The sequence below is a fragment of the Streptomyces sp. NPDC056948 genome (assembly GCF_042674225.1).
GTDB lineage: Bacteria > Actinomycetota > Actinomycetes > Streptomycetales > Streptomycetaceae > Streptomyces > Streptomyces purpurascens.
In genome coordinates, this window is the sequence record NZ_JBHUQX010000372.1 from 1 (window position 1) to 9,598 (window position 9,598).

9 protein-coding genes are annotated in these 9,598 nt (G+C 73.1%); 5 read left to right on the forward strand and 4 right to left on the reverse strand.

Annotation, left to right across the window (positions count from 1 at the left end; all coding sequences use genetic code 11):
* Window positions 1-164: 164 nt before the first annotated feature.
* The 4 genes from ACFTZL_RS34635 to ACFTZL_RS34650 form a co-directional block, all read right to left on the reverse strand.
* The gene (locus tag ACFTZL_RS34635) at window positions 165-875 is read right to left on the reverse strand and encodes an ABC transporter ATP-binding protein (protein WP_382591185.1); all 711 of its coding nucleotides are present in this window, start codon (window positions 873-875) and stop codon (window positions 165-167) included.
* Window positions 872-2,191, reverse strand: coding sequence for a peptidoglycan-binding protein (locus tag ACFTZL_RS34640; RefSeq protein ID WP_382591188.1), 1,320 nt, complete (start codon window positions 2,189-2,191; stop codon window positions 872-874). The genes ACFTZL_RS34635 and ACFTZL_RS34640 overlap by 4 nt, the downstream gene beginning before the upstream one ends.
* Window positions 2,192-2,193: 2 nt before the next feature.
* Window positions 2,194-2,763: a hypothetical protein gene (locus ACFTZL_RS34645; RefSeq protein ID WP_382591192.1), complete on the reverse strand. Its 570-nt coding sequence runs from the start codon at window positions 2,761-2,763 to the stop codon at window positions 2,194-2,196.
* A 409-nt stretch (window positions 2,764-3,172) separates the two neighbouring features.
* Window positions 3,173-4,372, reverse strand: a complete 1,200-nt coding sequence (locus ACFTZL_RS34650) for a pyridoxal phosphate-dependent aminotransferase (protein ID WP_382591195.1) — start codon at window positions 4,370-4,372, stop codon at window positions 3,173-3,175.
* Between the two features lie 128 nt (window positions 4,373-4,500).
* Here ACFTZL_RS34650 and ACFTZL_RS34655 point away from each other — a divergent pair, with 128 nt between their 5' ends.
* From ACFTZL_RS34655 to ACFTZL_RS34675, 5 genes are all read left to right on the forward strand, one after another.
* Window positions 4,501-4,773 (forward strand): hypothetical protein, encoded by a 273-nt coding sequence (locus tag ACFTZL_RS34655; protein ID WP_382591198.1) that lies wholly within the window; start codon window positions 4,501-4,503, stop codon window positions 4,771-4,773.
* 633 nt (window positions 4,774-5,406) lie between these two features.
* Complete coding sequence (locus tag ACFTZL_RS34660; protein WP_382591201.1) at window positions 5,407-5,934, forward strand: DUF2617 family protein; 528 nt, start codon at window positions 5,407-5,409, stop codon at window positions 5,932-5,934.
* 120 nt (window positions 5,935-6,054) lie between these two features.
* Window positions 6,055-7,710 (forward strand): polyamine aminopropyltransferase, encoded by a 1,656-nt coding sequence (locus tag ACFTZL_RS34665; protein WP_382591204.1) that lies wholly within the window; start codon window positions 6,055-6,057, stop codon window positions 7,708-7,710.
* 102 nt (window positions 7,711-7,812) lie between these two features.
* Entirely contained in the window at window positions 7,813-8,646 is an 834-nt protein-coding gene (locus ACFTZL_RS34670; protein WP_382591208.1) for an SRPBCC domain-containing protein, read from the forward strand.
* 51 nt (window positions 8,647-8,697) lie between these two features.
* Window positions 8,698-9,504, forward strand: coding sequence for an aldose 1-epimerase (locus ACFTZL_RS34675; RefSeq protein ID WP_382591211.1), 807 nt, complete (start codon window positions 8,698-8,700; stop codon window positions 9,502-9,504).
* The last annotated feature ends 94 nt before the right edge of the window (window positions 9,505-9,598 follow it).

Below are 9,598 nucleotides of genomic sequence, written 5' to 3' on the forward strand. Positions count from 1 at the left end.
GTCCTGAGGACCGAGGCGGGCGGCCCGAAGCCGGCCGCCCGTGCCACCGATGCCACCGACGTCACCGCTCGCTCGTCCGCGGCCACGTCCGCCGCCCCCGCGGGGGCCGGACGGCAGGGCCGGTGGGGCGTCGTCCCTGGGCGGGCCGTTCGTCGTGTCGTCGGTCACCGGACCGCCTCGCTGGGCGCGGCACCGGTCGCGGTGTCCGCCACCACGCGGCCGTCGCGCATCTCGATACGGCGGGGCAGCCCGGCCGCGATCTCCCGGTCGTGGGTGATGATCACGACCGTGGTCCCGGCGGCGTTCAGCTCGCGCAGCAGACCGAGTACGGCCTCCCCGGAAGCGGAGTCCAGGTTGCCGGTCGGCTCGTCCGCCAGCAGGACCGCCGGTTCGCCGATCACCGCCCGGGCCACCGCCACCCGCTGGCGCTCGCCGCCGGACAGCTGGTGCGGGAGGTGGTGGACGCGGTGGCTGAGGCCGACTCGTTCCAGCGCCGTCGCCGCGCCGGCCCGGCGGCGGCGCAGCGGTACTCCGGCGTACAGCAGCCCGTCGGCCACGGAGTCCAGGACCGGAACCCCTACCGCCAGATGGAACTGCTGGAAGACGAAGCCGATCCGGGTGGCCCGCAGCGCTGACACCTCACGGTCCGTCAGCTTCGCCACGTCGTGGCCGTCGACCAGCACCCGCCCGGCGGAGGGCCGATCGAGGCTGCCCATGAGGTTCAGCATGCTGGACTTGCCCGAGCCCGACGGGCCGACGACCGCGACGAGTTCGCCGCGCCCGATGCTCAGGTTCACGTCCCGTACCGCCGCCACACCGCCGGGGTACGTCTTGGAGACCGCGTCGAACTCCACGACGGCCGATGCTCCGCTCACTCCGGGATCCTCACGTTCATGCCCTCGCGAACGGCGCTTCCGCTCACTTCCACCCGGCCGTCCGCGAAGAGCCCGGTCTTCACCGCGACGAACCGGCCGTCCGCGGTCTCCAGGCCGTGGCCGCCCTCGGCCAGGGCGACCAGGGCGGCGACCGGGACGGTGAGGACGTCCGCCCGTTCCCGCCCCACGTACTTGACGGTGACCGGCGCGCTCTCCAGCCGTCCCACGGATTTCTGGTCCTTGATGGTGAGGGTCACCGGAACCGTCGGTGTCGCGGAGCCACCCTCCTCGCCGCCCTCCTCGGGCGCGGTCGCGCTCTTCCCCACCGAGGTCACCTCGCCCTTCACCGATTTCCCGTCGGGCAGCCCGATCGTGACGGCGGCGCCGCGCACGGCCCAGAAGTCCTCCGCCGCCGAGGCGTTGACGACGACCTTCCGAGACGTACCGGTGTACGTGAGGACGTCATCGGTGGCCGGGGAGCCGAGCCGGACGCTCGCGTGGCCGATGCGTACCTTGCCGGCGGAGTAGACGACGTCCCCGATGCCGACCGTGCCGGTCTGGGGGAGCCCGAGGGACTTCTGCCAGCGCTTGACCGCGCGGGCGGTGAGGTCGGTGAACTCCTCGTCGACCGTGAAGCCGGTGTAGCCGAGAGCGGCGAGATCGCTCTCGAACTGCAGGACGTCCATCCCGCGCAGCGTGCCCCCGGTCCCTCCGGCCGCCGCCCCGGCCCCGGCCCCGGTGCCGCCCGGCGCCGGCGATCCGGAGGGGTCCGGAGCCCCGGAGGCCTCGTCCGTGCGGCCCTGGTCACCCGAATCCTGGGTGTCCCCCTTGGCCCCGGCGTCCTGCCGGGTGCCCTGCTGAGTGTCCTGCCGGGTGCCCTGCTGGGGGCCCGCGGTCAGGCCCAGCTCCCGGTACATCGGCAGCGTCCCGTACAGCAGTACCACCGGCCGGTCGTCGACGCGCAGCAGCGTGCCGCCGCGCTCCACGGTCGTGCCCTCCTTGGGCAGCCAGGTCACGGTGCCGGTCGCCTTGACCGGCAGCGGTATCTCGGTGCCGTAGCCCAACTGGCCGTCCACCGTGGTGCGTTCGGTCAGTGTGGTCCGGGTGACCGGGACGGTGGAGTCTGAGCGGGGAGGGGCGGAGGAGCCCTCCTTCGCCCCTCCTCCGCCGAGGCCCAGCGCACCGACCACGGCGACGGCCGCCACGACGACCAGAGCCGAGGCCGCCAGGACCGTACGCCGCCCGCGCCGACCGCGCGGCGGCGGCGCGGGAGCCGCCCCGCGCTCGTGATCGGTCTGCGCAACCGTCTCCGCCATCGTCAGCCCTTGCCCGCGGGCTGGTCCGCCGGGTCGCCGATGATCGGAGCGCAGACACGGGTGGCACGCTTGGCTCCCGCCGACGTCTGGTTCCAATCGGAGCCCTGCGCGGTCCCTTCGGGGCCGGGGTCGGGGAAGTCGGGGGCGCCGTTCTTCTGCATGCAGTCGGCGTAGTCGCGCTTGACCTTGATCTGCTCGGGGGTGAGCTTGGGCTGGTTGGCGTTCTCGAGGCTCTCGGGGACGGCCGCCTTGAGCGAGACGCACTTCTCGGAGGCGTCCAGGAACTTCGTGTCCTTCTTCAGCGCCGCGTTGTTGCCGAAGTCGACCTGCCCCTTGGTGTCCGGGTCGGGGGCGTCGACCCCGTTCTTCCGCAGGCATTTCACCCACTCGCGCTGGGCATTCACATACGCGGCCACGTCGTCGTCCCCACTCGGCGCGGTCGTCTTGCCGGACGCCTTGCCGCCGCCCGCCGTCGGGACCTTCGGGGGGTCGTCCTCGCCTCCGCAGCCGGCCAGGGTGATCGCCATGACCGACACCGTCACCACGGCCATCAGCACCCGGTTCGTCCTCATCGGTTCTCCCGCCTCCCGTCCCGCCCGACCGCGAGCGCGGCGGGCGTCCCGACCGTAGGCCGGAGGTGATGAAGAACCTTTGAAGAACCTGTCATCCGACCATGCGGCCGGCTTCGGACGGGACGCCACAGAAGGCGGGAGGCCACAGAAGCCGCCGACTCCGCTCGACGGTGTTCCTCGCACTCTCCGACGCCGCTGAGCTGGGCGCCAGGGAGGCAGTGCACCGAGCGACCGTCTCGTGGCGGGCCACCGCTCTGAACTGGAGCAGTGGGAGTACGAGATCACCAGCGGCGGCAGGGTCCGCTACCTGGTCGGCCCGGACACCTCCACCGTGATCCTTGTCCACGCCTCCCCGCGACACCCGAAGGACACCGAACAGCCTCCGACGACTGGCCCCATGGGGCGGTGGTCAGCGTACGAATGCCTTGCGGAGCCGGTCTGCCGCGTCCGCCAGGACCTCTGTGCGCTTGCAGAAAGCGAACCGCACGAAGGGCGCGCCCGCCTCCCGGTGGTCGTAGAAGACCGCGTTCGGGATGGCGACGACGCCCGCGCGCTCGGGCAGCGCGCGGCAGAAGGCGAAGCCGTCGCTCTCGCCGAGGGGACGGATGTCGGTGGTGATGAAGTAGGTGCCCGCCGGCCGGTAGACCGCGAAGCCGGCGGCGCTCAGCCCGGCCGACAGCAGGTCCCGCTTGGCGAGCATGTCGTCGCGGAAGGCGGTGAAGTAGCTGTCCGGGAGGGCGAGCGCCTCGGCGACCGCGTACTGGAACGGGCCCGCCGAGACGTAGGTCAGGTACTGCTTCGCCGAGCGCACCGCCGTGACCAGCTCCGGGGCCGCCGTCACCCAGCCGACCTTCCAGCCGGTGAACGAGAACGTCTTGCCGCTGCTCGAAATGGTCACCGTGCGCTCGCGCATCCCCGGGAACGTCGCCAGCGGCACATGCTCGGCCTCGTCGAACACCAGATGCTCGTACACCTCGTCCGTCACCACGAGCAGATCGCGCTCGACCGCCAGCTCGGCGATCGCGGCCAGCTCCTCGCGGGTGAGGACCGTGCCGGTCGGGTTGTGCGGGGTGTTGATCAGCAGCAGACGGGTGCGGTCGGTGACGGCGTCGCGCAGCTCGTCCAGGTCGAGGCGGAAGCGGCCCTCCTCCTCGTCCGCGCGGAGGGTGACCGGCACCCGGCGCCCGCCCGCCATCGCGATGCACGCCGCGTAGGAGTCGTAGTACGGCTCGAAGGCGATCACCTCGTCGCCGGGCTCCACCAGGGCCAGCAGCGAGGCCGCGATGGCCTCCGTGGCCCCGGCGGTGACCAGGACCTCCGTGTCGGGGTCGTGGGAGAGGCCGTAGAGCCGCTGCTGGTGGGCGGCGATCGCCGTGCGCAGCTCGGGGACGCCCGGGCCCGGCGGGTACTGGTTGCCGCGGCCGTCCCGCAGGGCCCGTACGGCGGCCTCCCTGACCTCCTCGGGGCCGTCGGTGTCGGGGAAGCCCTGGCCGAGGTTGATGGCGCCGGTGCTCAGGGCCAGGGCGGACATCTCGGCGAAGATCGTCGTCCCGAACTCGGCGAGCCGGCGATTGAGGAGGGGGCGGGCGCTGGAGGTCATGCCGGCCATCCTCCGCCGAAGCTCTGGACTTCCTCAACTCTGCTTTGGGTCGTGCGAGGACCGGGCATCCCCTGTTCACGCAAGAGCGAGGCGCCCACGGGGGGCCGCTTCGGGGGAAACGAAAGGAGGGTGACGCCATGGTTATCGGCATCATCCTGGCGGTGTTCGCAGTCATCCTGATCGCGGCGCTGGTGTCCGGGGTCCGCAGGGGCGGTTCCGGGCGGTCGGCGCGTCGCGGGATGGGGACGTCCTCCGGTTCGGCGAGCAGCGGTGGTAGCTGGTGGGCCGGCGGGGGAGACTCCGGCTCGTCCGGCGGTTCGTCCTGCAGCAGTGGCTCGTCCTGCGGAGGCGGGTCGTCCTGCGGCGGGGGCGGTGGTGGCGGCGGTGGCTGCGGCGGCGGAGGCAGCTGACAGCAGTCGGCAGGCCTTCCCCACGGGGAAGCCGCACCCACCGAACGCGGGGTCCGCATCTGGGGCGGGCCCCGCGTCTCCGTGCCGGGCCGCGGTCCGGGGCTTCCGTGCCGGGCCGTAGGCCGGGGCTTCCGTACCGGGCGGGATCCCGGAGTTCCCGTCCGGCGGATCCGTCGAACGCCTGTCGGCCAACTGCGCGAGGTCTCGGACAACTTCGCATGCCTGTAGGACAACTCCGTCCATGGGACGGCGTACCCAGGCGTGACTCCGGCAACTGCGCCTGTCAAACGGCCACTTCGGGAGCGGTGCGCAGACCCTGGTGCCCGTCCGTCGTGGCCCCGGGCGCGAGCCACGGCGCACCGGCGCACGCCTCCCCGGCACCGGCGCACGCCGTAGTTGAACAATTGAGCTGTAGAGCCCTCTGAGGGATGGAAACCCTACGAACTTGGGTAAAAACGCTGTGGCGTCGCCACAGTTCATGATTCCCTCTACAACACCAACGCAGCCCTTCGGACGCCCTGCGGACATCTTCCAGAAACCGGCCGACCGGGTTGATCCGGGCCGAACCCCCCGGGTGCGACCGGGGCGCGGTGGACCCACCTCCCTCTCCTTGTGTGCTTGCGGAGCCGATCCATGCTCACGACCCTGAACACCTCCTACACCGACACGCGCGCGGCCGATCTCGCCTGGGCGCTGGGGCGCGAGCCGCTTCCCGCACTGGCCGCGATGGACCTCGAACTGACGGGCGCCAAAATGCAGTTGCGACTCCTCGGCGCGTCCCACCAGGTCCTGCTGGAGGAGGAGCGGGGCATCTGCTCGGAGACGGTGGCGTGCATTGCGGGCAGCAGCACTCCGCTTCCGCTCGGCGTCGCCAAGCGGGTGGGCGACTGGGAGTACGAGTTCGCCGCCCGGGTCGAGGTCCTCTCGCCCGGCTCCTTCGAGGGCCGCGCCCAGGAGTTGCTGGCCCTCGTCTCCGACCACCCGCACGGCCTCGCGGGCGTCTTCCCCGGCAGCCCGCACGCCTTCACGGCACTGCTGGCCCAGCATCACGAAGGGCAGGTGCACTGGCGGACCTGGCACGCGTATCCGCAGGACGGCCAGTTGGTGGCGACCCGTACGAGAGTCGGCGTACGGATGCCGGCGGCGGCCACCGCCCACTGAACGTCCCCCTCCCGCTGTACCGACGGCGAAACGAATCTCGTACCGATATCGGGCCTCCGTAAACCAGCACCACACGTGTGGGTGACGAACCGCAGTCGAGACGTGACGTAACGTCGCAGCGTGATCGAGCCGCACGCGCCCGCCCCGCCCGGTTCCCCGCCCCCCTGGAGCGCCCCGGGCGGCCCCGGCGGCCCGGCGCGGCTGCCCGTCCGGCCGGGCACCGGACGGTTCCTGGTCCTCGCGGGCGTGTTCGTCTGTGCGGCCTGCGGACTCGTGTACGAACTCGAACTCGTCGCCCTCGCCTCCTACTTGATGGGCGACTCGGTCACACAGGCCTCCGTCGTGCTGTCCGTCATGGTCTTCGCGATGGGCATCGGCTCCCTCGCGGCGAAGCGGCTGCGCGGGCTCGCCGCGGCCGGCTTCGGCGCCGTCGAGGCCACGCTCGCGCTCGTCGGCGGATGCAGCGCGATGGCCCTGTACGCCGTGTTCGCCTGGACCGGCGACTGGGGCGGCATGTGGGCGAGCGGCCCCCGCTGCCTCCTGGTCGCCTTCTCCCTCGCGACCGGAATGCTCATCGGCGCCGAGGTCCCGCTGCTGATGGAGCTGATCCAGCGCATCCGCCGCCAGGACGCGGGCGGCGCGGTGGCCGACCTGTTCGCCGCGGACTACGTCGGTGCCCTCGTCGGCGGCCTCGCCTTCCCTTTCCTCCTGTTGCCCTTCCTCGGCCAGCTCACCGGCGCGCTGCTCACCGGCGCCGTCAACGCGGTCGTCGGCGGGGCGCTGGTGCTCGGGCTGTTCCGCCGGGATCTGACCCGGCGCGCCCGCTGGCTGCTGCTGCTCGCCAACGGGCTCGTGCTCGCGATCCTCGCCTCGGCCGCCGTCCTCGTCGACGACTTCGAGCGGGCCGCCCGGCAGGCGATGTACGGCAGGGACGTCCGCGTCGCGCTCCAGACAGGGGTGCACGAGGTCGTCCTCACCGGCGGCACGCACGGCCGGCCCCTCGACCTGTTCCTCGACGGCCGGCTGCGGGTCAGCGGACGCGACGAACTCCGCTACCACGAGGCCCTCGTCCACCCCGCGATGACCGGGCGGCACGCGCGCGTGCTGGTCCTCGGCGGCGGTGACGGCCTGGCGGCCCGCGAGGTGCTGCGCCACCCCGGAGTGGACCGGGTCGACGTCATCGAACTCGACGCCGAGGTGGCCCGGCTGGCCCGCACCGACCCGGGCCTGTCCGCGCTGAACCGGCACGCCTACGGCGACCCGCGCGTGCACGTGACGGTCCAGGACGCCTTCGGCTGGCTGCGCGGAGCGCCCCCGGCGGCGTACGACGTGGTCGTCTCGGATCTGCCGGACCCGGGGATCACGGCGAGTACGAAGCTGTACTCCCAGGAGTTCTATGGCCTCGCGCGGCGCGTGCTGGCCCCCGGCGGCCGGCTCGTGGTGCACGCCGGGCCGGTCGCGTCCAGCCCCCGGGCGTACTGGACGGTGGACGCGACAGTGCGCGCGGCCGGCTTTCGCACCGCCCCGTACGGCACGGGCGGGCGTCGCGCCGGATTCGCCGTCGGCCCCGACCGCACACCCGCCGACCGCACCCGGGCCCCCCGGGACTGGGGTTTCGTCCTGGCCGCCCGCACGGACCCGCGGCCACGCCTCGACCCGGACGGTCCGCGCCCGCGGACCCTCACGGACGCGTCCCTCGTGGCGGGGGCGCGGGCGGCGCGGGGGACGCGGATCGCCGGGCTGCCCGCCTCGACGCTGGTGCATCCGCGGTACTGAGCCGGGGGCGGGCGGCGGAGGATACGCCGGGCGGACCCGGATACGGAGCGAATCCCGGAGGTGGGGGTGCGTTTCCGCCTGTGCTGGGTAGAGTCCGTCGACATGGAGCACGAGGTGTTCGTTCCGGTTCCGGCCGAGCGGCTCAGGGAGGTGCTGGACGACCCCGCGCGGGTCGCCCGGGTGGTTCCCGGGCTCCAGCAGGACGCCGGCGCCGAGCCCGTCACCGGGCGGCTGAAGATCCGGGTCGGCAGTCATTCCGTCACCTACCGGGGTGCCGTACGGGTCTCCCGGCGGGACGACGGGGCGTACGCCGTGGAGGGTGAGGCGGAGGAGTCGCGCGGCAGCGGCTCGGTCGAGCTCGCCCTGCGGATCGGCCTGCGGGAGGCGGAGGACGGCTGCACGCTCACGTTCGACGGCACGGCCTCCGCGGACGGGCGGATCAAGGACCTCCCGGCCGACGCGGTGCAGGGTGCCGTCGTCCGGCTGCTGAACCGCTTCGCGGAACACCTGGCCGAGGCGGCACCCGGAACCACCACGTCCGTAGGCACGCAGGACTTCGAACCCCGGGCGACGACCGACTACGAGACGACCCCGGACGCCGACGACGAGGCCGCCCCGCCTCCGGTGGCGCCCGATGAGGCCCCGTCCACCGCACCCGACGACGAAGCCTCCGCCCCCGCGCCCGTCCCCGAACCCCCCTCGGCCAAGAGGGACGAGGACGCCGAGTCCATCGCCGAGGCGGCGCATGCGCGGCGGACGATGATCGGACGCAGTGCCGAGGAGGTCGACCACGCCCCGCCGCGCGGGCGGTACGCGCCGGTGCCCGCGCCGCAGACCGTGACGCCCCCGGCCCCGCTGCGCTGGGCGGCGCCCGCCGCGGCGCTCGCGGTGGCGTCGGCCATCGTCGCGGTGCGGGCCCTGCGCCGGCGGCGCTGAAACGCCCCGCTCCGGGTGAGGCCCTCTTGATCACCGCAGTAGGGTCGTCCCGTGAGTGACGAAGACATCACGCTGACCGCGGGCGACGCGGAGGTGACCGTGCAGCCGGGCAACGGCGGCCGGGTCGGAGGGCTGCGGATCGGCGGCGTGGAGATGCTCCGGCAGGGCGAGCGCTTCGGCTGCTTCCCGATGGTGCCCTGGTGCGGGAGGGTCCGGGACGGACGGTTCCTGGACGGCGCCGTCGTGCGGCAGATGCCCCTCAACGCCCCGCCCCACGCCATCCACGGCACCGTCCGCGACCATGCCTGGCGCACCGCCCGCACGAGCACGGACGAGGCCGTCATCACGTACGAGCTCGTCGACCCCTGGCCCCACCCGGGCCGTGTCACCCAGGTCGTCGCCCTGAGCGAGGACGCGCTGACGCTCACCATGTCCGTGGAGACGTACGACTCGTCCTTCCCGGCGCAGATCGGCTGGCACCCGTGGTTCAACCGGAACCTGGGCGGCGAGGGCGCCCAGGATGTCCGCCTCGACTTCGAACCCGCCTGGCAGGAGGAGCGCGGCGACGACCACCTGCCCACCGGCAACCGCCTCGACCCCGAGCCCGGCCCCTGGGACGACTGCTTCGGGATGCCCGACGGCGTCGACGTCACCCTGACCTGGCCCGGGCAGCTCGAGCTGAAAGTGGCGAGCCGCGAGGAGTGGGTCGTCGTCTACGACGAGCAGGAGGCCGCCGTGTGCGTGGAGCCGCAGACCGGGCCGCCCAACGGGCTCAACACCCTGCCGCGCCTGGTCACGCCCCTGGAGCCGCTGGAGGCCACCACGACCTGGAGCTGGCGCCGCCTAGGGTCCTTCTGATGGATCTCCGCGGGAGAAGGAGCGGCGTTCGGTGCGTGCGATCGGCGTGCGGTGCGCAGGGTCATGTGGCGGAGCCACCTGTCCCTGCGCACCG

Bases quoted from the DNA above. Each gene is read 5' to 3' on its own strand.
- ACFTZL_RS34640 (WP_382591188.1), bottom strand. From the start codon at position 2,191: ATGGCGGAGACGGTTGCGCAGACCGATCACGAGCGCGGGGCGGCTCCC.
- ACFTZL_RS34645 (WP_382591192.1), bottom strand. From the start codon at position 2,763: ATGAGGACGAACCGGGTGCTGATGGCCGTGGTGACGGTGTCGGTCATG.
- ACFTZL_RS34650 (WP_382591195.1), bottom strand. From the start codon at position 4,372: ATGGCCGGCATGACCTCCAGCGCCCGCCCCCTCCTCAATCGCCGGCTC.
- ACFTZL_RS34655 (WP_382591198.1), top strand. From the start codon at position 4,501: ATGGTTATCGGCATCATCCTGGCGGTGTTCGCAGTCATCCTGATCGCG.
- ACFTZL_RS34660 (WP_382591201.1), top strand. From the start codon at position 5,407: ATGCTCACGACCCTGAACACCTCCTACACCGACACGCGCGCGGCCGAT.
- ACFTZL_RS34670 (WP_382591208.1), top strand. From the start codon at position 7,813: ATGGAGCACGAGGTGTTCGTTCCGGTTCCGGCCGAGCGGCTCAGGGAG.